Annotated in this window: 1 pseudogene; it reads right to left on the bottom strand. The window is 71.2% G+C overall.

The features are described from left to right. A pseudogene (locus tag ACK4SC_RS11745) lies at positions 1 to 468 on the bottom strand (hypothetical protein); the annotation flags it as partial. Between the last annotated feature and the right edge of the window lie 35 nt (positions 469 to 503).

Raw genomic sequence — 503 nt, 5'->3', positions numbered from 1 at the left:
CACGATGGCGTTACCTGCTTCAGGCACGCTCTGAACCGTGTGATGGCGGTGCCGCACCTCAAAGGCCGACGGTTGATAAGCGAACTCAATGGGCTCGAGCTCTACCGGAATGCCGTCGCGCAGATCAATGGGGCTCTGACGCAACCCGACCAGGCAGGCGCGGTACTCGGGCTTGAGCAGCCCCCAGTTGCCCGGGCCGGTGTCACCCGCATAGGCCCAGCTCACCTCGCGACCCAGCAGGCCCGTCTTGCCCGGGGCCTGCGGCAGGTCGGGCGTGGTCGCTGCTACCAGCGCCAGCGTTGCCACCGGCTCGGCTGAAGCCACAGGCACCCCAGCAGCCCCACGCCGGGCCTTGCCGCGCGTGGGGGTGCGGGGTGCCCCCTTGACCTGCACGACGGCTGGCGTGGACGCGCGCTGCGCCCGCACCTCGGCGATGCGCTGCTCGATGAGGTCGCGCAACTCGCCCATGCCCACCTCGGGGCGCTCGGCAGCCGCACGCGGCG

The sequence above is a fragment of the Microcella sp. genome, from assembly GCF_046293215.1.
Classification (GTDB): Bacteria; Actinomycetota; Actinomycetes; order Actinomycetales; family Microbacteriaceae; genus Microcella.
The sequence above is the reverse complement of the archived record's forward strand: the minus strand, read 5'-3'. Positions and strand labels throughout refer to the sequence as shown.